Below are 22,732 nucleotides of genomic sequence, written 5' to 3' on the forward strand. Positions count from 1 at the left end.
ATTTAATTAGTTACTGGATTAAACACTTCAGGAACTTCATAAGCATCTACCTTAAGAGAGGACTGGGTAATAAAGCTGTCAATATTTGTAGCCACGTTGATTCCTATCCCAAGTGTAGCCGAAGAGTTATACGATTTTAGTCTTGCACAGGCCACGCTTACCGTATGATTCCCTTTTGAAAGGTTTTCTGCAATTCCGATCTGGTTGTGCGTAATAAATGTATTCGTTGCCGAGCTGGCCTTAATATTTCTTTGTCTTAAATTAACCAGTTTATCATCAACAAAAATTCCGCATGCATAATCTATGGAAATATCGGGATTTCCGTTGCTGGGAAAATCTGCCTGTACTACTGTTTCGAACTGAAAGTACATTTTGCTCGTAGCGCTGTATAAAGTAAACGGCTGTGATAATGATGAAATTTTTCTAAATAGATTTAATGCACTTATATTAGTATTCTTTACAAGTGAAGTTGATATAGACGCTCCATTTGTAGATTCTTCTGACGAAGTGAATTTTACTCCCGTTCTATCAGAAAAAGAATTACTGAAAATAAGGTAAAACTTATTCTGCTCATAATCAGGAATACGCAACGTTTTCCAGATCGGAGGATACCCTTCACCCTGTGAAACAAGAATCTGATCATTGACTCCTGTAGTCAACTGATTATTGGCTGCATTTGGTACGGACAATTTTCCTCTGAGATTCATATCTCCATTTACATCAAGGATCGATTTGGGCGTTTTTGTATTAATCCCTATCTGTGCACATATCGATAATTTTATTGCAGATAATAATAATATTAATAATTTTTTCATAATGATATTAGTAGGTTACAAATTCAATAACATCTACCTTAAAAACAGATTCTAAAATAAATGCATTGGAAATGGTATTGCTGTTTGATATATTTCTGCCGATGGTAAATTCAGAATTCAGACTGGACGAATCTATTTTACGACACGCCACTTCTATTTTCTGATTGCCTGCGGGCACATTCTGCTCGGTATAATTAAGCGTAAAAATATAATCCTGCAGGCCCAGCTTTTCAGAATTATTATTCGAGGAAATTTTATCGGGTCTCACTGCCACAAGTTTTCCGTTCCTGAAAACACCGCATGTAAAGGTGATACTTTGTGAGGATGTTGCGGATGGTGCTTTTATTTCAACTCCTGTCTGAAATTGATAATTAAGCTTGTTTTTACTGTTTTTAATAACAAAATTATTTTCAAGAGCAGCAATTTTCACCCATTTTCCTTTAGTTAAATCAGTAATATCATCACCGATATTACTTTGATAAATACCATCCGCTGCAACACCTGTAGAAAGGCTTGCGATGCCAACCTGATCTGACGACAAATATGAGTTTATAAGCTTGTACTGTCCCTCTTCCACAAAGGATACGTTCAAAGATTTCCACACAGGAGGCAAACCTTCACCCTGGGAAACTAAAACCTGACCATTAAGCCCGGCGCTGCCTACCTGCGAAGAATTACCGCCAACTCTCAATTCTTTTCTTAGGGAAGTTGTTCCGTTAACATCAAGCACAGAATTTGGAGATTTTGTACTAATCCCAACCTGTGCATTTAATATCACTGAAAACAACAATCCGGCCATACATTTGTGTTTAGTTTTTTTCATAAAGACAAATATATAAAAAATCACACCGAGTTGATATAATTTTATTAAAATTTATATTACATGAAATTAAAACATAAAGAGTGCATCAACTAATCGGTTTTCAGCATTGATTTCAGTAGAGCATTTACCTCATCTACATTGCCTACCTTATCTTTCCGCATCATCAGCTGATTGCCTTCTTTTCCGGTTTTTTCCTTAAGCTGTGCCTGCGCCGGATTTTGGGTAAGATAATTAATAATATGCCTGAATTTATTTGTCTGATAAAATTTATCCTGAGGATTTCCCGGAAAATATCCCAGAAATACTCCGTTTTTCATAACAATTTTTTCGAAACCTATTTCTGAGGCGAGCCATTTTAAGCTTACGCTTTTCAATAAATTTATAGCTTCTTCCGGCAGGCTTCCGAAACGGTCTTTCAATTCAGATTCAAACTTCTCAAGATCTTTCTCATTATCGATTTCAGCAAGTTTCTGATAGAGCAGTAATCTTTCCTCCGTATTCGAGATGTATGAATCCGGCAGCATCAGTTCAAGATCTGTATCAATATTAATATCTTTCGTTGTTTTAAAGAGCTTGTTTCTTTCTTCCTCATTTTCGAATAAATTTTCAAACTCCTGGTCATCTTTCAGTTCTTCGAGTGCTTCCTGCATCAGTTTCTGATACGTCTCAAATCCCATTTCATTAATAAAGCCACTTTGCTCAGCGCCCAGTAAATCTCCCGCACCACGAATTTCAAGATCTTTCATGGCAATCTGGAAACCGCTTCCCAGATCAGAAAACTGCTCAATAGCTTCCAGTCGCTTTCTTGCATCAGAAGTCATCATATCATAAGGCGGTGTAATCAGGTAACAGAACGCTTTTCTGTTGCTACGTCCTACTCTTCCTCTCATCTGGTGAAGATCTGCCATTCCGAATCGCTGCGCATCGTTAATAAAAATGGTATTGGCATTCGGAACATCTACCCCACTTTCTATAATGGTTGTAGAAACCAGAACATCATATTTTCCTTCCATAAAATCAAGTACATTTTTCTCCAGCTGTTTCCCTTCCATCTGTCCGTGGCCGGTGATAACTCTCGCATCCGGCACAAGACGTTGTATTAACCCGGCAATATCTTTCAGATTTTCAATTCTGTTGTTGATAAAATAGACCTGGCCGTCACGCTGAAGTTCGTACGAAACGGCATCACGAATGACCTCCTCATTGAATCCAACCAATTGTGTTTCCACGGGCTGTCTGTTGGGTGGTGGCGTTTTAATCACCGATAAATCCCGCGCAGCCATTAAAGAAAACTGTAACGTTCTTGGAATCGGCGTTGCAGTAAGCGTAAGCGTATCAACATTACTTTTAAGGGTTTTTAATTTATCTTTTACAGAAACCCCGAATTTATGCTCTTCATCAATAATCAATAAACCAAGATCTTTAAATTTAACGGAGGTTCCCGCCAGCTGATGGGTTCCGATAACGATATCTACTTTACCGTTTTTAAGGGCTTCCATCGTTTCAGACTTTTGCTTGGCAGTTCGGAAACGGTTGATATACGAAACATTTACCGGAAAATCTTTAAGTCTTTCTTTAAAACTTCTGTAGTGCTGAAAAGCGAGAATTGTAGTTGGAACCAGCACGGCCACCTGTTTGCCATCGGTTGCCGCTTTAAAAGCAGCCCTGATTGCCACTTCCGTTTTTCCGAAACCAACATCTCCGCAAACCAGCCTGTCCATCACCGTATCGGCTTCCATATCTTTTTTCACATCAATAGTTGCCTTCTCCTGATCCGGTGTATCTTCATACAGGAAGCTTGCTTCCAACTCATTTTGTAAGTACGAATCCGGACTGTAGGCAAAACCTTTTGCGGTTTTACGTTGGGCATACAATTTTATAAGGTCAAAAGCAATCTGCTTTACTTTTGCTTTTGTCTTTTGTTTTAAAGATTTCCAGCTTGGTGAACCAAGTTTGCTTAAAACCACTTCCCGACCTTCCGGGCCATTGTATTTTGAAATTTTATGGAGTGAGTGAATGCTTACATACAGCAAATCCCCGTTTTTATAAGTAAGTTTAAAACATTCCTGAATTTTATCGTCGTTATTAACTTTTACAAGTCCCATGAACTTTCCGATACCATGATCGATATGGGCAATGTAATCTCCGATTTTCAGAGACATCAAATCTTTCAGGGTAAGCTGTTCTGATTTTGCAAATGTATTCTTTGCCTTGTAGCGCTGATAGCGGTCAAAAATCTGATGATCCGTGTACACAAGCAATTTATGGTCATGATCTACAAATCCTTCGTGAAGTTCAGATTTAAAGCTTTTAAAAGGAAGCTCATGTTCAAGTTCTTCAAATATAGATTCGAGTCTTTCTTTCTGCTTTTCTCCGGAAAAAGAGATCCAGGTATCAAAACCGTCATTCTGTTTTTCTTCAAGGTCTTCGATCAGCAGTTCAAAGTTTTTATGAAAAGATGGTTGGGGAATCTGGTCTGTTCTGACCTCCTGAAGCTCAATAAGACCCTCCATAGGAACACTTCCGAAGTCTATGGTCTTAAACTTTTTATAATCGAATAAAAATTCCTGATCGGAGATGAAAAGTTCCTGTGGAGCTCTGTGGGCAATGTCTTTATTTAAAGTATCATATTTTTCCAAAGCTTTTTCATAGAACGTTTTCAGTTTCTGCATGCCGATAATTCCGTTTTTAGAGACGACCATACTTTCCTTCGGCAAGAGCTGAAGAAGAGAAACCCGGCTTCCGGTAACGGTGAAATTCATATTGGAAACCAACTGAAAGTCATTAACTTTATCTATAGAAAGCTGCGATTCTATATCGAAAGTTCTTATGCTTTCAACCTCGTTGCCGAAAAAAGTAATACGGTAAGGTTTTTCATTGGAGAAAGAAAAAACATCCACAATTCCTCCTCTTACGGAAAATTCTCCCGGCTCAGAAACAAAATCGGCCTGTTGAAAGTTGTAATGGTTAAGAAGCTCATCCACAAAATCAAAATCAAGCTGATCTCCAACTTTAATATGGTGGGAAATCGCTTTAAAATCTTCCTTTTTCAAAACCTTCTCAGACAAAGCACCTGCATATGCCACAATCACTTTCGGAGATTTTCCTGATGTGATCTTATTGATGGCTTCCGTTCTTAAAACCAGATTGGCATTTTGAGTTTTTTCCACCTGATAAGGCTCCAGATGAGTTGCGGGAAAGTATAATACTTTATCTTTTCCCAAAAGATCTTCCATTTCCGTATTGGCATACAGTGCTTCTTCCTTATCATCAATAATATAAAGGATATGCTTTTTGCGGGTGAGAAAAAGTTCTGCTGCAAAAATAGAAACAGCAGATCCGGCACTGCCTTTTACGGATATATGTTGATGGTTTTCCAGCTGAATAAAAATTTCCTTTCCGAATTCTTTTTGAAGCAATTCCGGAAGAAATTTTTCACTAATGGTTTTTAACTGCATATAAATTCTTTATAAACGACAAAAGCGATTTCGGGAGTTTTCCGAAACCGTTTATTCCTTACAAAGGTACTACTAATTTTCATTCCAAAACCACTTCCATTTTTTATAAAAAAACATAAAAACAATCTATAATCTTAATTTTTTACTAAAAACTTAAATAAAAAGTTAAAAAGCCACTCCATTTTCCAAATGGCACATTGTTTGAAAATTTTAGACTACCAAAAATTAAAGAAATATTATTATGAAAAAAGCAATCAGAATTTTAGGAATGTTCGCTTTACTATTTTTTGTAGTCACGACAATCACATCGTGCAGCGACGACGATGACCCTGCCAACAACGATTTTTTTGCAGGAACATACAGAGGTAGCGTAGGCTATACAGATGGAGACAACAACATCAGCTCAAACGACGGAAGTGTATTCGTAACAAAAATCGCGAGCGGAACAAAGTACAACTTCGCCTTTTCAAACGGTATTCCGGATCTTAACGGTGTTGAATTTAACCAACAGGGAGATAATACTTTGGTTATGGTAGGATCTACTGCAACATCTTATATCAGAATCGATAATAACGAACTTAGAATTTTATATTTAAAAGACGGTAAATCGTGGACGGCTAACTGCACGCGATAACCAACTTTTCATACATTATGTTAGGACCTGCTTTTCTTTATGAGGAAAGCAGGTTTTTTTTATCAAGACTTTATCTCTGATTATTTAATCTTTTTTTAAGCAGTGATAAACTTTAGTTAAGTTTCAAAAATAAGATTTCTCAGACAGAAATTTGGCTACCTTTGATTCAACAAACAAAGAAAAAAAATCTTATGAAAAAGTTATTGTCTGCCATGTCAATTATGCTTGGACTTGGGCTTGCAAGCGCCCAGCAAACCGTTCCGGCAGCGGGCTCCAAACATCAGCAAACAGCAAAAACAGCGCAAGCTGCAAAACCTGAAGCCGCACCTGCCGCAAAAATGAAGAAAGACGGTACCCCCGATAAACGGTACAAGGAAAACAAAAATCTAAAGAAAGACGGCACGCCTGATAAAAGGTATAAAGAAAACAAGTAATACTCAACAATAGTTGTTATTTTCATAATCAAATTTCGAGAACCGATGATCACTCATTCATCGGTTTTTTTATTGGATATTGCCGATAAAGTTTCTAAGATTCTTCAGTTATTTATAAATTTGAAGAATGTTACAATTCCTCAAGAAAAAAATAGCATTGCTCTGGGCAAAAAAACATGTCCGCAACACTGAAGAATTCAAAAAAAACGCTGAAAACAACCAGGAGAAATTATTACTTTCTCTGGTGGATACCGCTAAAAAAACACTTTTCGGAAGAGAACACGATTTTGAAAATATCAGGTCCGTAAAGGATTTTCAGAATAAAGTGAAAATTTCAGATTACGAAGACCTTAAACCTTATATCGAAAGGGTAAAAAAAGGACAGGCCAATATTCTCTGGACAGATATTCCTGAATATTTCGCAAAAACATCGGGAACAACCTCAGGATCAAAATACATTCCTATTTCAAAGGAAGGAATGCCGTTTCAGGTAAAAGGTGCACAAAGCGCTCTTTTCCATTATATTTCAAAAAAGAATAATGCGGATTTTGTAAACGGCAAAATGATCTTTCTTCAGGGAAGTCCTGAGCTTGAGGAGGTTTTCGGGATCAATACCGGCCGCCTTTCGGGCATTGTAGCCCACCATATCCCCAAATATTTACAAAAAAACAGGCTTCCAAGCTGGGATACCAATATTATGGAAGACTGGGAAGCTAAGGTAGATAAAATCGTAGAAGAGACGGAAAAAGAAAACATGACCCTTATTTCCGGAATCCCGCCATGGCTGATTATGTATTTTGAAAAGCTCGTTGAAAAGCACGGTAAAAAAATCACCCAAATTTTTCCTAATCTGCAGCTCATCGTAACCGGAGGCGTCAATTATGAACCCTACCGCGACAAAATGGAAGAACTTCTCGGCGGACAGGTGGATATTGTACAGACTTTTCCTGCATCGGAAGGCTTTTTTGCATTTCAGGATGATTATACAAAAGAAGGCCTATTATTGTTAACAAATCACGGAATATTCTATGAATTTGTCCCCCTTGAAGAATACGGAAAGCCGAATGCGAAAAGATTAACATTAAAAGATATTGAAATTAATAAAGATTATGCATTAATTTTAACAACGAATTCGGGATTGTGGGCTTATTCGATTGGTGATGTCGTAAGATTTATTGATAAAAATCCGCACAGAATCCTGGTAAGCGGAAGAACCAAACACTTTACTTCTGCCTTCGGCGAACATGTGATAGCTTTTGAAGTGGAAGAAGCTCTGAAAGCTGCCGTAGAAAAATATCCTGCGCAGATTACCGAATTTCATCTCGCCCCACAAGTGAATCCTGAAGAAGGCCTTCCTTATCACGAATGGTTTATCGAATTTGAAAAAGAACCTGAAAACCTGCAGATGTTCCGCAATGAGCTGGACGATCAGCTTAGAAAACGCAATTCGTATTATGATGATCTTATTTCGGGAAATATTCTGCAGAAACTTCATATTACCCAGCTAAAGAAAAACGCTTTTCAGGAATATGCAAAATCACAGGGAAAGCTGGGCGGGCAAAATAAAATACCGAGGCTTGCCAATGACAGAAAAATTGCAAATTCATTGAAAATTTATAAACTTTAAGCACATTTTTTCAATTCCAGAAACATATATTCGAAAAAAATTATAAATTTGGAAAACTAAAAAATAATAATGAAAGCATCTGTACTTTTAAAATCATCTTTATTGACATCGTTATTTGTAATTTCATCCTGTGCAACCACAAAATACAGTATGGATACTGCTAAAAATGATTATTCTAATCTTGAAGCAGGCAGAGTGTATACTGTAATGATGAGAGACGGTTCCGAAAATCAAAAAATATTATTCCGTAACGTAGAAGGAGACAATATCATAGGAACAGCCGGTAAAAAAGACAGTACAGTTGTAACGATACCTAAGGCTAATGTAGCAGCAGTGAGAGACAGCAGAAAAGCAAAAACCGTTATAGGAGCTTCTATAATAGGAGCCGCCGGTGTTGCAGCATTAGTAATCAGTGCTTCCCGTGCCGACAACTAAAATAGATTTTATCTTTTAGGAGTCATCTAATTTTTCATTTAAAAAATTATCATATGCATAGCCTTAAATCAATATTTGAGGCTATTTTTGTGGGATGATTTCGTTTACCCCGTTACAGACATTGCAAAATGTCGAGTTCAGGAATCTTCTTACGGGAAGATTTTTTATTGTTCTTGCCTTCAGAATGCTTGCCACTTTACTGGGATGGTGGGTGTATCAGCTGACAAAAGATCCTTTTTCAATCGGACTTATCGGCCTCTCGGAAGTCATTCCTGCGGTGAGCTGTGCATTGTATGCCGGCCATGTGATCGACATGAATGAAAAGAAAAGATTATTACTGATCTGCAATTATGCTTACATCTTTCTGATCGGGTTACTGCTGATTCCCGCTTTCTTTAATGTAGAAATGCATTTTACGGGACATCAGATTACTTATTTTATCTATGGGGTAATATTTTTTACAGGTATTGCAAGAGCATTTATCGGCCCGATTGTTCCTTCCATGATTCCTAAAATTGTAAAAAAAGACAATCTTCCCAATGCCGTCACTTTAAATCAGGCCACATTTCTTATTTCCTCTGTTTGCGGGCATGCGGCAGGAGGATTTCTCATCGGATACTTTGGGGTAAAATGGACATTAATTGTGATTATTGCACTGATCTTTTGTGCCTCTTTATTTTTTTTTCAGTTAAATAAACAGCATTCCGAATACAAAAAAGAGAATATCAACGTTATAGAAAGTATGCGAGAAGGAATTTCCTATATATTAAAAACAAAAGAAATTCTCGGAGCTCTTTGTCTTGATATGTTTGCTGTACTCTTCGGAGGTGCCGTTGCGATGATTCCGGTGTATGCTACCGATATCCTCAAAGTAGGCGCGGAAGGCTTCGGATTACTTAATGCAGCTTCAGACATAGGGTCTATGTGCATCATTACCGTTCTGTCGATCGTACCGCTGAGAAAGAATCAGGGTAAAATCCTGCTCTCGGTGGTTACAGGATTCGGGCTTTGTATTATTGGCTTCGGATTGTCGCGATTGTATTGGCTTTCGTTCCTGTTTTTAATGATGAGCGGAATGCTGGATGGTATTTCCGTAGTCATCAGGGGTACCATTGTACAGCTGAAAACTCCGGATAACATTAGAGGAAGGGTATTGAGCGTTAATTCCATTTTCATAATGTCAAGTAATGAAATGGGACAGTTTGAAAGCGGGCTTATGGCTAAATTATTAGGAGTCGTGCGCTCTGTAGTGGTGGGAGGTACCCTCACAGTACTGGTTGCTTTAACGATAGGAGCAACGAACTCAAAATTGAGAAAAATGCAATATTAAAACAATAAAGATCAATTTGTTAAATTTATTTCAAAAACTTTAATTTAAAATTAATAATTTTTTATATTTGTAATATAAAATTCCCCTACATGAAAAAAACTCTATTAATTTGTTTTTGTGTAGTAGGCTTTTGCTTACAGGCACAAACTTACAGTGAAAAAGACTTCAAACAGACTGTTGCACAGGTAAACACCGCTAAAACAGAAAGTGAGTACGAAACCATTTTCCAAAAGTTTTCAACGTTCACTTCCTCGAAACCCTCGGAAAAGTGGGAGGCGTATTATTATGCCGCTCTTTCTGCGTATCTGAAAGCAGAATTACAGCTTAAGAAAACACCATCTGCAGACGTTTCAAATGTGAGCGCCCTTGCCGGAAAATATGCAAAAGGCGGTCTCTCTGATTCTAAGAGCAACAATGCCGAAAGTGATATTTTGTTCGGCCTGATTGCACTTCAGAAAGCTCAGATTAAGGGAGCAAAAGATGTTAAAAGTAACATGGATATTGCTTCGCAAATGATCGCTAAAGCTGAAGCCGTAACACCAGAAAATCCAAGATTAGCTATTCTTAAGGCTAAATTAGCGGAAATGTCCGGTAATAAAGAAAGTGCTGAAAAGTTGTTTAAAAAGGCATTGACGGGACTTGAAACGAAAAGCACGTCTTCTTCTGCACCAAGCTGGGGCAGACAGCTGATTCCATCTATGAATTAATCTTCGGATTAAAAACTTTAAAACAACTAAAAAATGAAAAAAGCTCTATATATTTTTTTAATTTTAATTTCCCAGAGCTTTTTCGCCCAGTCCAGTTCAGATTGCGGCGGAAATGTGCAGGTCTGTGGAAATACTCCAATATCCTTCACGCCTACTGGGCCTGGTAGTGTAATGGAAACCCTGGGCGGCTGTCTCGGCGTTGAACACTTTTCCATCTGGTACACCTTTACCATTGCCACTTCAGGTACATTAACTTTTGTGATTAACCCAAATAATTTTACAGACGATTACGACTGGGCTGTATACGGACCAAACGTGAGTTGTGGAAGTTTAGGAGCGCCTATCAGATGTAATTATTCTGCAGATGACGGACCTACCGGTCTTAATACAACCGCAACCAATACTTCATCTGGCGCAGGGGGCTCGGCATTTTGCTCAAGCATGAATGTAGTTGCAGGACAAACCTATTATCTCCTTGTAGATAATTTCTCATCAAGTGCGAACGGTTTCGTATTATCTTGGGGAGGAAGCGCTACGCTTGTTTCGCCATTCAACAGTGCATTTCAGCCGTATCCTTTTATAGAACCTGGAACTCCGGGACCTACAGCTAACTCTCCGAGAGAAGTTGTAGTATGTTCAAATCCTGCTGTATTTAATTTTACAACCCTTACTGCAGGTATCGTGAATAACAATCCTAACTTTAACGTATCGTATTATTATAACCAAAATGATGCGATCTCAGGAAATAATCCGATCACAACACCTATTACGGTAAATACAACAGACACTTATTATTATGCAATTACCTATACGGAGCCTGGTGCTCCGGCTACTGCAATCAACAGGTGTAGAATTCCCGGAAAATTTAAATTTATACAAAAAGCGATTACAGGAACCAATATAACATTAACGAAGTGTAACAATAACAACCAGGGAACTGCTGTTTTTGACCTCACTACAGCAAATGTGAACGGTGATCCTGCGGTTACCAGAAAGTATTATCCTACATTGCAGGATCTTAATGCAGGTACTAATGAAATTACCAATCCATATCAGTACGTTTCTGCAGGAGGTGATGTCTATGTATTGCTTACTTCACCATTTGGGTGTAAAGCGACCGCAAAGATTACATTAACTTTCTTCCCGGTAGTAACGGTAACAGAAGCAACGCTTAGATCTTGTTTCATTGAAACAAATCCTGCTACTGCTTCTTTCAACCTTACTGTAGCCCCTGTAACTACGCAAACCGGAGTTAAAACATATTACCCTTCTTTAGCTGATGCCGTTGCAGGAACCAACCAGATTGCCAACCCAAGCACATACATTTCTCCAACCGGAGTAGTGTTTATAAAAGTAACAGACGCAAACGGTTGTTATGCTGTTGCGAAAGTAAACCTTATCGTATTACCACCTGTATATTCTAATACGCTTGATGATAAGATCATTTGTATAGAAGACACCACAACGCTGGATGCAGGACCTGGATTCGCAGGATACAAATGGAGTACCGGAGCCACAACGCAGACAATTAATAATGTTACTGTGGGTACCTATTGGGTGGAGCTTAAAACAGGAGACTGTGTTACAAAACAAACCGTAAAAGTTTATCCTTCCGAACAGCCGGTTATCTCTAATGTCGATATTGCCAATAATACTGTTACCGTGAATGCTATAGGCGGAACTGCCCCTTATAAATATTCTCTTGATGGTATCAACTGGCAGGATTCAAACATTTTCACCAATGTTCCGAGAGGAGATAATTCAATATATGTAAAGGACGGATATGACTGTGACCCTATTACAATTAGTGTAGTTGTTCCTAATCTTGTTAATGTGATTACTCCGAACGGAGACGGTGTTAATGATGTGATTGATTATTCGGCATTGGCAGGTAAGCAAAACTTAATACTCAGCATCTTCGACAGATATGGTGTAAAAGTAGCACAAGCCGATAAGTCTAACGGATACAAGTGGGACGGAACCACGGGCGGCAAGAAAGTATCTACCGGAACCTATTGGTATACTGTAACATGGAACGAAAATGACAAGAAAAATACACCATTTAAATTCTCAGGATGGGTAATGGTGAAAAATAGAGAATAAAGTAATAAATAACGAAGAAAAACCGCTTTCTCAAGCGGTTTTTTTCACATGAAATCTAAATAAATATAAAAATCATTTCTAATGAAGAAAGTACTATTACTGACTGTTTTATTTTTCTCACAAATGATCTTTTCACAGTCTGACTGTGTTACCGCCATTGCGGTTTGTGGAAATTCAGGCCAGTCATATACACCAAGCGGACATGGCGTTACACAGGAAAGCCCGCTGGGAGGATGTCTTTCAACTGAACATTTTTCCGTATGGTACAAATTTACCATTGCAACGGGAGGCACGCTCACTTTCGTAATCAATCCCAATGCTACAGGTACAAGTACAGATTATGATTGGGCTGTTTATGGACCTAATGTACAGTGCGGAGCACTGGGATTACCGGTAAGATGTTCCTTTTCTGCAGGCGGAGGGCCTACAGGACTTAACATGACTTCTCTGGATACATCCGAAGGCGCAGGCACCGATAACTTAGGTAACCCTTCAGATCGTTTTGTAAAATACATGGACGTTCTACCTGGCGAGACGTACTATCTTATTGTAGATAACTTCTCATCAAATACCACAGGTTTTGCTTTACAATGGGGAGGAACTGCAACTCTTGCATCTCCTTTTACAGATCCCAATTTAACACCAAATCCTTTTGTTCCGCCTGGTACTCCAAGCGCAACACCGAACGGACCTAACGAAATTGTACAATGTCAGCTTCCTACAACATTTGATTTCAGTACTCTTAGTGCCGGGATCATTAACGGGAATCCAAACTTCCAGGTTACTTATCATTACAATTTAAATGATGCTATTACCGGAGCCAACCCGATCACGACACCAATTACGATAAACGGTACGACTATTTATTATTACAGCATTCATTATCAGGATCCGGCGAATCCGAATAACCCTATCAACAGCTGTACCCAGACCGGTTCAATTAAATTTGTTCCCGGAAATATCGTTACCAATAATGCTACACTCACTACATGTAACTATAATAATTCAGGTACAGGTGTCTTTAATCTGACAACGGCAGTTGTATATGGACCGACAACCGGTGTTACCAAAAAATACTATCCTACTTTGGCGGATATGAATGCAGGGACCAATGAAATTACCAATCCTGCCGCGTATTCATCTACAGCCCCGAAAATCATTTATGTAAAGATCAGTACAGATCAGGGATGTTATGGAAGCGCACAGATTTCACTGCAGTTTTTTGCTCCGCTTCCGGCAGTAAACGTTACACTTAAAGCTTGTAATAATAATAATGCAGGAACGGCTCTTTTTGATCTTACTGCAGCAAACGTATATCCTCCGGGAAATGTTACCAAAAAATATTATCTGAGTCAGGCAGATCTGAATGCCGGTACCAATGAAATTACAAATCCTGGAAACTATACCTCTGCAGCTCCTAAGACAATTTATGTACAGGTAAGAAATGCAGATGGATGTACCGGACAGTCAGAGATTTCTTTACAATACCTTCCGGTTGTAACAGTAACGGAAGCAACATTAGAATCTTGTTTTATTGAAACAGCAGTCAATACAGCATCTTTTGATCTTACTCAGGCAAATGTAACCTCCCAGACAGGGGTTGTAAAAGCGTATTTTAAAACACAGGCTGATGCATTGGCCGGCGTTAACCCGATTGCAAACCCTTCTAATTATATATCAACAACTACAACGATATATACTACCGTAACCAACGCAAACGGCTGTTTTGCTATTGCTAAAGTGAATCTTAAAGTTTTACCTCCGGTAACATCAAGCGTGCTTAAGGACAAGATTATCTGTATTGAAGATAAGACTACTTTAGATGCAGGACCTGGATTTGATGGTTACGAATGGAGTACAGGAGCTACTACACAATCTATTTCAAATGTAACAGCTGGTGCTTATTGGGTTAAACTGAAAACAGGAAAATGCTGGACATTGCAGCCGGTAAAAGTAAATGCGTCCGCACAACCGGTAATTACCAATATCGAAATCACAAACGATTCATTCACGGTAACTGTAAACGGAGGAAAAGGGCCTTACCAATACTCACTTGACGGTGTTAACTGGCAGGACTCAAATGTATTCACAGGACTTCCGAGAGGTGAAAACAAGGTATATGTGAAGGATTCCTACGATTGTAATCCGATCAGCGTTCAGGTAACGGTTCCGAATCTGCTTAATGCGATCACTCCAAACGGAGACAACAAAAATGATTATATAGACTATTCAGCATTGTCTTATAAGAAAAATGTTGTATTCACAGTATATGACAGATACGGAAACATGCTTTACCGTGCCGATAAGATCAGAAACTACACCTGGGATGGAACTTCCAACGGTAAGAAAATCGTAACCGGAACTTACTGGTACACGATTACATGGACCGAAAACGATAAAAACAATACCGAAACCAAGTACAGCGGATGGGTATTGGTAAAAAATATTGAATAATTAATAAATTAATTTTCAAGCACTTAAATCACCTCTGTTAAGGGGTGATTTTTTTATGCACATCAACACAAAACCTCACTCTCATTATATTTTAACAATGTTGTGTTCATAAATTGTTGAATACTATTTTTTAATTGCTTTTCAAAAAAACTATCTTTGCAGAACTATGGCGCAGAAAGAAACATTATCTTCATTGACGAACGGAAACTTTGCAAAAGAACTCTCCATTGCTGACGGTAAAATGCCGCCCAATGCCCTGGATTTCGAAAGGCTGGTAATCGGAACCTTTTTAATTGACAAAAAGGGTCTGGACCATTCTATTGACTTACTGACACCGGAAGTTTTTTATGATCCGAGACATCAGGTAATTTTTTCTACCATTTTAAAACTGTACGAAGGCAATCAGCCGGTGGATTTAATGACCATTATTCAGGATCTGAAGAAAGAAGGCAGACTTAATCTGGCGGGTGGGGACAGCTATATCATTGATCTTACTATGGGGGTCAGTTCATCTGCCCATATTGAGTACCATGTTCGTGTTATTCTGGAAAAATATATTTTAAGAAGTTTAATTAATGTATCGGCAAACGTTATCGATGCTGCGTATAAAGAATCAACCGACGTTTTTGAACTTTTGGATAAAGCCGAACAGTCATTTTTCGAAATTACCAACGGAACCATCAAGAAAGGATTTGATACGGCCAATTCTTTGGTAAAGCAGGCTATTGAAACCATTAAATCTTTAAAAGATAAAGAAGGTCTTTCCGGAGTTCCTTCAGGATTCCGTGATGTAGATAAAGAAACCGGGGGATGGCAGAATTCTGATCTTATCATTATTGCGGCACGTCCGGCCATGGGAAAAACGGCATTTCTTCTTTCCATGGCGAGAAACATAGCGGTGGGACACAAAATTCCGATGGCCCTGTTCTCTCTCGAGATGGCATCTGTACAGCTTATTACCAGGATGATCGCTTCCGAAACAAGAATTTCTTCCGAAAAATTAAGAAAAGGAACCCTGGATGATGAAGAATGGCAGAGACTGTTCTCCAACGTATCCGAGCTGGAAAATGCCCCTTTGTATATTGATGAAACTCCTTCTCTTTCTATATTCGATTTCCGTGCAAAATGCCGAAGACTGGTAATGCAGCATGGGGTACGCCTTATCATGGTCGATTATCTTCAGCTGATGACAGCCGGAGGTGGCGGAAAAGGTACTGGAAACCGTGAGCAGGAAATCTCCATGATATCAAGATCCCTCAAGGCCATCGCAAAAGAACTTAACGTTCCGGTAATTGCTCTTTCACAGCTTTCCCGTAGTGTGGAAACACGTCCCGGAAAAAGACCTCAGCTTTCCGACCTTAGGGAATCCGGAGCGATTGAACAGGATGCGGACATCGTATCATTTATCTTCAGACCTGAGTATTATAAAATTACCGTTTGGGATAATGATGAAGAAGGCCAGGAAACCTCAACGGAAAACCAGGCAGAGCTTATTATTGCCAAGCACAGAAATGGTGCAACGGCCGATGTGCGGTTATCCTTCCTGAAGCATTTTGCTAAATTCGGGGATATTGAAGCTGCTTTTGATGGAGGAATGGGTGGCGGATATCCTTCCAATTTCGGATCTTCTGAACCGAGCGGTTTTGATAAGATTAAAACAACCATACAGCCGGGAGCAGCGTTTGACCTTCCGAGCAATTCTCAGGTTTCAGGATCTTCCATGAATGATTTTGATGATGATGACGATTTTCCTTTTTAAAAATTTAAGCTAAGATTTATATAACTTTTAAATCTAAATTTTAGCCCTAATCTACCTCATGAAAATAGAAATATACACCGACGGAGCATGCAGCGGAAATCCCGGAAAAGGCGGATATGGAATTCTCATGCGGGTACCCGAAAAAAATTACCAGAAAACGTTTTCGAAAGGATTCAGGAAAACTACCAACAACAGAATGGAGCTCCTTGCCGTAATTACGGCTCTGGAAAAACTGAAATCTCCAGAAAACGACATCCACATTTACACCGACAGCAAGTATGTTGCCGATGCTATTAACCAAAACTGGCTTGCCGGATGGATAAAAAGGGGATGGAAAAATGTGAAAAATCCTGATCTCTGGCAAAGATTTGTAGTATTGTATAATCTTCACAAGCCAAAAATGCACTGGATCAAAGGTCACGCCGGACATTTTGAAAATGAACTGTGCGACAAACTCGCCGTAACCGCCTCATCCTCAGCAGACTTAGCTATTGACACCTATTTCGAAAACCTTGAAAAGAATTCCCTTTTTTAATTTATATTCAAACTAAATACGAATAAAAACCATTCAGCATTTCTCTCCATAACTTATCATTTATTATAAAATAACCATTAAATTCAGCAAAATTAACATTAAATATATATTTATTGATTAGGATTTAATATCTTTGACACGTCTAAATCTAAGTGTCTAATAAATGAGTAAAAAAATCTACCTCTTTTTATTGGTAAATCTGTTGCTTCTTTTTCCGCAATATGTTTTATCACAAACTTATCAGCTAACAGGAAGCCCTGTAAATACCACGGGATGGACGATGGTAGCTCCCACTGTAGTCAATACAGATTTCGTACAGCTGACTCCCGACACCAATAACCAATCCGGCTCAATTCGTCTGAACGATCCCATCAACCTTAAATATTGCGATAAATGGAGAGTGGAATTCGATTTCCGAATGGATTCTAATCAAACCGCAAATGGAGACGGCATTGCATTCTGGTATCTTGCCAACCCACCGGTGGCCAGCGTACTGGGCTCAGGTCTTGGAGTTTCACAAAATGCCGTAGGATTTATTGTAGGATTAGATACCTACAACAATACTACCACAGCGGTGATGAGCAAAGTACACGTTGCTTACGGCCAGGTTGCCAATACTACGGATAACAATAATGTAGAATTCTTCAATGTTGCCGGGAGCTCATTTCACTCACCGGATATGAATACTACCCTTCCTTTCCAGGGAACAACTTACAAGCATGTAGAAGTAACCGCACAGGTAGATCCTGCTGCACCGGCGAACTGGATTGTGAAAATCACTATCGACGGAAACTTAATCTGTAACCAGTCTTTTGCACCATCAGGAACCGCAGCTTCAATGACTGTTGGTTATTTCGGATTTTCAGCTTCGACAGGAGGAAACAGATCAAGACATTCTATTAAAAATGTAAAAGTTTATATTGACAAAGTAGCCCTTAATCAGACTACGGTAACCGATACTTTCTGCCCCAATCCGTCAACCGGTCAAGGAACAGCAAATTTAACGAGCTATCAGAATCAGTTTGTTGCAAATCCTGCCAACTATACTTTTTCATACAGTGTATCAGGCACTCCGATTACAAACCCTGCTAATTATCAGTTTAGTGCCAATACAACTGTTTCTGTATTGGTCAAAGATAATTCCGGATTATTGTGTGATAACCCCGATGGCAAGATCCAGCTCAATCTGTCACCATTTACTGCAACTCCAGCCACGCTTACTGCATGTAATAACAATAACGCCGGAACAGCCAGCTTTAACCTCACTTTAGCGAACGTTAACGAACCCGCAGGTTCCACAAAAAAATATTACAAAACATTAGCAGACATGAATGCAGGGATTGAAATTCCGAACCCAGCAAATTATGTTTCGGCAGCGGGTACTGTATACGTAAAAGTAACCACGCCATTAGGATGCGTGGGTTCTGCGCCCATTACGCTGGCATTCTTCCCACCAATCGTATCAAATGATGCCACGATAGAATCATGCTTTATAGAGAATGCTCCTACAACAGCATCATTCGATCTTACACAGGCAAATCTAACTTCAGCATCGGGTATTACGAAGAAATATTTCAAAACGGAAGCTGATGCACTTGCAGGTACCAATGAAATTGTGCCGGCAAACAATTATATTTCGACATCGTCAACCGTATATGTAAGAATTACCAATCTTGCAGGCTGTTTCGTTATTGTTAAAATAACGCTTAAAGTTTTACCTCCTGTTTATTCTTCAGTACTGAAAGACCAAATCATTTGTATCGATGATAAAACCACTTTGGATGCAGGTCCGGGATTTGACGCCTATTTATGGAGCACAGGAGCTACCACCCAATCTGTTCAAAATATTACACCCGGTCTGTATTGGGTAAAGCTAAAAACAGGAAGATGTACAGCCATGCAGATGGTAAAGGTAAACTCTTCACCCCAGCCGGTTATTGCCACTATTGACATTACTAACAATACCATTACCGTAAATGTAAAAGGTGGAAAAGGACCTTACCAATATTCGCTCGATGGGACAAATTGGCAGGATTCGAATGTATTTACCGGACTTGCTAGAGGCGAAGTCAAAGTATTTGTAAAAGACACCTACGACTGCACTCCGATTCAGGTACAGGTTACCGTTCCAAATCTCATTAATGCCATTACTCCGAACGGAGATAATGTGAATGATGTAATTGATTATTCTGCATTGGCTTACAAGAAAAACCTTGTTTTCACCATATTCGACAGATACGGAAACAAGCTTTACCAGGCCGACAAAATAAGAAATTACAAATGGGACGGAACAACAGGCGGTAAAAAAGTTATCACCGGCACCTACTGGTACACCATCACCTGGAATGAAAACGATAAAAACAACACACAGACCACTTACAATGGCTGGGTATTGGTAAAAAACAGAGAATAATAATTTACATTAAGATCACTCCATCATGGGGTGGTCTTTTTTTAGCCCTATAAAAACATTCTTCAAAAAAACATAAATGAGCAGTAAAAACATATCATTTAATAACCAATCACCTCATGAAAAACAATCTGCTCTCTTATTTCTTCTTAATTTTCATTTGCTTATCCGGCAAAATTTCTGCGCAGACTTATCAGCTTACCGGTAATCCTGTAAACGTTACAGGTTGGGATCTTGTTTCTAGCGCTGTTATAAACACAGATTTTATACAGCTGACCCAGGATGTCGGCAATCAGTACGGGGCCATCAAACTTCAGGACCCCATTAACCTTAAATATTGTGACAAATGGAAGGTAGAATTTGATTTCAGGATCGATGGAAACGGAACCGCACAGTATGGAAGAGGCGACGGCTTCACCTTTTGGTATCTGGCGAATCCTCCAACCGGATTTATTTCGGGAGGCGGTCTCGGAATTCCGGCAAACGCTAACGGATTGATGGTGGGATTTGATATTTTCAACAATTCTACTGAAGGCCAGATGAGTAAAGTCCACGTTTTATACGGAACCAATAATGGCTTAAACAACAATATAGAATATAATACCACCCCGGGAAGCACATTCCATTCGCCGGATCTGAATCCTACACAACCTTTCGTAGGTTCAACGTATAAACATGTTGAAGTAAACGGAGAAACAGATCCTGCCAATCCCACCAACTGGCTTATTAAAATAAGAATAGACGGCGTCCTGATTGCAGACCAGTCTTTTGCTCCTTCCGGAGGTGCTATTGGTATGACGACAGGGTATTTCGGTTTCTCTGCAGCGACAGGAGGAGCAAGTGCAAGACACTCTATTAAAAATGCAAAAATCTATATCGATAAAGTTCCGATATTAACCAATACAATCAATCCTTTTGTTTGTGTAAATCCTGCCACAGGAAACGGAGCGGTAGATTTAACTTCCTTCCAGAACCAGTTTGTAACCAATCCTTCAAACTATGTATTCTCTTATTTCGGGCCGGGCGGAACACCGATTACCAACCCGTCCGATTATCAGTATTCTGCAGGAACGACGACGATTACCGTTGTAGTAAAAGACCCTTCCTCTACGCTGTGCGACAATGGAGACGGAACTATTGTGCTTACGCCAAGTCCTTTTGCAGCTAATGATGTGACGCTTACCGGATGTAATAACAATAATACAGGAGGAGCCGTATTTGATCTTACCTCAGCCGCATTATCATCAGTTCCCGGAAGTACGTCTGTATTTTACAATACCATGTATGACCTTACCAATCATAATAACCCGATCACCAATCCTTCCGCTTTCCTTTCCCCGGCAGCAACAATTTATGCACAGGTGACTACGCCACAGGGATGTACAGATGTAGCACAAATCACATTGGCACTTTTCCCTATTGTAGAAGTTCAGGAAGCAACATTAAGAACCTGCTCCATCGAAAGCAATCCCTCAACAGGATTATTTAATCTTACCACAGCTCCCGTAACAACCCAGAGCGGAACCGTGAAACAGTACTATCCATCATTAACAGACGCACAAAACGGAACTAACGGAATCGCAAACCCTTCATCGTATATCTCTCCAAACGGAGTCGTTTATATTAAGGTTTCAAACGGAAACGGATGTTATGCCATCGCTAAAGTTAACCTTATCGTGATTCCTCCGGTGTTCTCGGCTACTCTTGATGATAAGATCATTTGTATGGAAGATACTACAACTTTGGATGCAGGACCCGGATTTACGGGCTACGAATGGAGCACAGGTGCAACGACTCAGTCGATTTCAAATGTCGGAGTGGGTACCTATTGGGTGAAACTGAAGACAGGAGACTGCGTTGTTACACAGCCAGTGAAGGTCTATGCTTCAGAACAACCTGTAATTTCAAATGTTGATATTTCAACTAATACCGTTACAATATATGCGATGGGAGGCACCGCACCGTATAAATATTCTACCGATGGAATCAACTGGCAGGATTCTAATGAATTCACAAATATACCACGCGGGGATTTAAAGGTTTACGTAAAAGATGCTTACGATTGTCAGCCGATTGACATCACAGTTGTCGTACCAAATATCATTAACGTGATTACCCCTAACGGAGACGGTGTGAATGATGGAATTGATTATTCAGCACTTGCAGGAAAGCAAAATCTTATTTTTAATGTTTTCGATCGATACGGCGCATTGATTCATAAAGCAGACAAAACCAACCGCTATCGTTGGGACGGAACCATGGGAGGAAGAAAGGTACCTACGGGAAGTTACTGGTATTCTGTTTCGTGGAATGAAAATGATAAGAAAAATACTCCCATTAAATATTCAGGTTGGATACTTGTAAAAAACAGGGATTAACCCGTAAAACAATATTATTTGTAATAGTTTCGGCGGCCTTTCAGGCCGCCGAAACTATTGGATCATCCATGGCCAAACCTTCAAGGTTATAAAAACCTTGAAGGCTCCATAACACCTATAATAATCACGCGGTAATTATTTAGCATATTTCGTGTTAAAACCGAATTTATTCATGTTCAATCCTTAAATTTGTCTTATGAATTATTTGGAAGCTTTAAGCAGAAGATATTCTGTAAAAAAATTTAACAACGAAATTATCCCCCGGGAAGCGTTGCATAATATTCTGGAGTCCGGGAAATTATCGGCCAGCTCACTTGGCCTTCAGCCTTACAGAATCCTTGTTGTGGAAAGTAAGGAAATGAAAGAAAAACTGATTCCTGCATTTTACAATCCGTCCCAGATCTCAACATGTTCCCATCTGATTGTCATTGTATCGAAAAAATCCTTGGATGAAAATTATGTCAACGGATATTTCAGACATATTTCAGAAGTGAGAGAAACTCCGTCGGAAAAACTTGACCTTTTCAGAAACAGCATCAATCAGCATATTAATCAAAAAACCCAGGACGAAATTTTCAACTGGGCAGAAAAACAATCTTATATCGTACTGGCAAACCTTATGTATGCCGCAGCGATGGAAAGTATAGATACCTGTCCTATGGAGGGCTTCCGTCCGGATCTTATCGAAGAAATTTTAGAATTAAATCCTGAGACTGAAAAAGTAACCGTTACCCTCGCTCTAGGCTACCGATCAGAGGAAGATCATTTCCAATACATGAAAAAAGTAAGAAAACCAAACGAAAAATTGTTTAAATTTATTTAATTATTTA

The 22,732-nt window shown here is 39.2% G+C and carries 16 protein-coding genes; 13 read left to right on the forward strand and 3 right to left on the reverse strand.

Annotated elements, in window-relative coordinates:
- Positions 1-2: 2 nt before the first annotated feature.
- The 3 genes from HHL20_RS11920 to mfd all read right to left on the reverse strand — a co-directional run bounded on the left by HHL20_RS11920 (position 3) and on the right by mfd (position 5,096).
- Complete coding sequence (locus tag HHL20_RS11920; protein ID WP_169231416.1) at positions 3-815, reverse strand: hypothetical protein; 813 nt, start codon at positions 813-815, stop codon at positions 3-5.
- Between the two features lie 7 nt (positions 816-822).
- Positions 823-1,638 carry a hypothetical protein gene (locus tag HHL20_RS11925; RefSeq protein WP_169231417.1) on the reverse strand — a complete coding sequence of 272 codons (816 nt, stop codon included), beginning with the start codon at positions 1,636-1,638 and terminating at the stop codon, positions 823-825.
- Between the two features lie 89 nt (positions 1,639-1,727).
- A complete protein-coding gene (gene mfd, locus HHL20_RS11930; protein WP_169231418.1) occupies positions 1,728-5,096 on the reverse strand; it encodes a transcription-repair coupling factor in 3,369 nt (1,122 codons plus the stop codon).
- Between the two features lie 241 nt (positions 5,097-5,337).
- Here mfd and HHL20_RS11935 point away from each other — a divergent pair, with 241 nt between their 5' ends.
- From HHL20_RS11935 to HHL20_RS11995, 13 genes are all read left to right on the forward strand, one after another.
- The gene (locus tag HHL20_RS11935) at positions 5,338-5,730 is read left to right on the forward strand and encodes a hypothetical protein (RefSeq protein ID WP_169231419.1); all 393 of its coding nucleotides are present in this window, start codon (positions 5,338-5,340) and stop codon (positions 5,728-5,730) included.
- A 191-nt stretch (positions 5,731-5,921) separates the two neighbouring features.
- Complete coding sequence (locus HHL20_RS11940; protein ID WP_169231420.1) at positions 5,922-6,164, forward strand: hypothetical protein; 243 nt, start codon at positions 5,922-5,924, stop codon at positions 6,162-6,164.
- A gap of 127 nt (positions 6,165-6,291) precedes the next feature.
- Positions 6,292-7,791, forward strand: a complete 1,500-nt coding sequence (locus HHL20_RS11945; protein WP_169231421.1) for a GH3 auxin-responsive promoter family protein — start codon at positions 6,292-6,294, stop codon at positions 7,789-7,791.
- Positions 7,792-7,860: 69 nt separating this feature from the next.
- Complete coding sequence (locus HHL20_RS11950) at positions 7,861-8,226, forward strand: hypothetical protein (protein ID WP_169231422.1); 366 nt, start codon at positions 7,861-7,863, stop codon at positions 8,224-8,226.
- Positions 8,227-8,320: 94 nt separating this feature from the next.
- Positions 8,321-9,556 (forward strand): MFS transporter, encoded by a 1,236-nt coding sequence (locus tag HHL20_RS11955; protein WP_169231423.1) that lies wholly within the window; start codon positions 8,321-8,323, stop codon positions 9,554-9,556.
- Between the two features lie 89 nt (positions 9,557-9,645).
- Positions 9,646-10,263 carry a hypothetical protein gene (locus tag HHL20_RS11960; RefSeq protein WP_169231424.1) on the forward strand — a complete coding sequence of 206 codons (618 nt, stop codon included), beginning with the start codon at positions 9,646-9,648 and terminating at the stop codon, positions 10,261-10,263.
- Positions 10,264-10,296: 33 nt separating this feature from the next.
- Positions 10,297-12,366 (forward strand): T9SS type B sorting domain-containing protein, encoded by a 2,070-nt coding sequence (locus tag HHL20_RS11965; protein ID WP_169231425.1) that lies wholly within the window; start codon positions 10,297-10,299, stop codon positions 12,364-12,366.
- An 81-nt stretch (positions 12,367-12,447) separates the two neighbouring features.
- Entirely contained in the window at positions 12,448-14,820 is a 2,373-nt protein-coding gene (locus tag HHL20_RS11970) for a T9SS type B sorting domain-containing protein (RefSeq protein WP_228463182.1), read from the forward strand.
- A 166-nt stretch (positions 14,821-14,986) separates the two neighbouring features.
- Positions 14,987-16,579: a replicative DNA helicase gene (gene dnaB / locus HHL20_RS11975; protein ID WP_169231426.1), complete on the forward strand. Its 1,593-nt coding sequence runs from the start codon at positions 14,987-14,989 to the stop codon at positions 16,577-16,579.
- A 58-nt stretch (positions 16,580-16,637) separates the two neighbouring features.
- The gene (gene rnhA, locus HHL20_RS11980) at positions 16,638-17,114 is read left to right on the forward strand and encodes a ribonuclease HI (protein WP_169231427.1); all 477 of its coding nucleotides are present in this window, start codon (positions 16,638-16,640) and stop codon (positions 17,112-17,114) included.
- 163 nt (positions 17,115-17,277) lie between these two features.
- Positions 17,278-19,527, forward strand: a complete 2,250-nt coding sequence (locus HHL20_RS11985) for a T9SS type B sorting domain-containing protein (RefSeq protein WP_169231428.1) — start codon at positions 17,278-17,280, stop codon at positions 19,525-19,527.
- Positions 19,528-19,643: 116 nt separating this feature from the next.
- Positions 19,644-21,902, forward strand: a complete 2,259-nt coding sequence (locus HHL20_RS11990) for a T9SS type B sorting domain-containing protein (protein ID WP_169231429.1) — start codon at positions 19,644-19,646, stop codon at positions 21,900-21,902.
- Between the two features lie 196 nt (positions 21,903-22,098).
- Positions 22,099-22,725: an NAD(P)H-dependent oxidoreductase gene (locus HHL20_RS11995; RefSeq protein ID WP_169231430.1), complete on the forward strand. Its 627-nt coding sequence runs from the start codon at positions 22,099-22,101 to the stop codon at positions 22,723-22,725.
- Positions 22,726-22,732 lie beyond the last annotated feature (7 nt).

This window comes from Chryseobacterium cheonjiense (assembly GCF_012927265.1).
Taxonomy (GTDB): domain Bacteria; phylum Bacteroidota; class Bacteroidia; order Flavobacteriales; family Weeksellaceae; genus Chryseobacterium; species Chryseobacterium cheonjiense.